A 605-nucleotide genomic window follows, 5' to 3' on the forward strand; every position below is an offset into this window, starting at 1 on the left:
ACATCTATAAGGGCTCAGCTAAAGCAAAATTTAGGCGGTTCGTTTTTCTTGAATCCATTGTTGGGCTAAATCAATCAATTTTGTCCAGCGTGCTGGCATCGTGGGAAGTCCGAGTAATTCTGGATTCACTACCGGGACATTTCCTTCTAAGCTTGCATGAGGACGTAAAAAGTTAAAGTAAGCTACAAAGAGCGTGACATACGATACGGAGCCTTTTTCAGAACCGAAGCCATGTGTCGAGCGATAATTACCTTTAAAGGTTCGATTCAGTCTCTCAATAATTTGTTTTAAGTGCCTAAATTCCGTTGATACTGGGTCTTCGTTCGTAAGACCAATCACTTGTTTCACATCAAATGAGATACCGTGCTGAGCGAAGAAATGTTGAGCTAGAAGATAGATTGGATTTCCGTCTACTACAAAGGTAAGGTTCTCAGGAACCTCTTTCATCTTTAGTAAGACTTCGTCTATGGCACGAATGGCTGACAAGGTATCTCGATTAGGCGACACCGGATAAGAAAGAATAATCTTTTTCACGGCATCAAAGAAGAAGAACAAGTAATGCCAGCGCCCATTTACTCTGATGTAAGTTTCGTCTCCGCAGAATT

General features: G+C 41.5%; 1 protein-coding gene. It reads right to left on the reverse strand.

All coding sequences use genetic code 11. The features are described 5' to 3' along the window. Window positions 1-30 precede the first annotated feature (30 nt). The coding region (locus GW534_RS16010; RefSeq protein WP_161921941.1) for a DDE-type integrase/transposase/recombinase at window positions 31-605 on the reverse strand (575 nt) is incomplete at its 5' end.

The sequence above is a fragment of the Pallidibacillus pasinlerensis genome, assembly GCF_009996845.1.
Taxonomy (GTDB): domain Bacteria; phylum Bacillota; class Bacilli; order Bacillales; family Caldibacillaceae; genus Pallidibacillus; species Pallidibacillus pasinlerensis.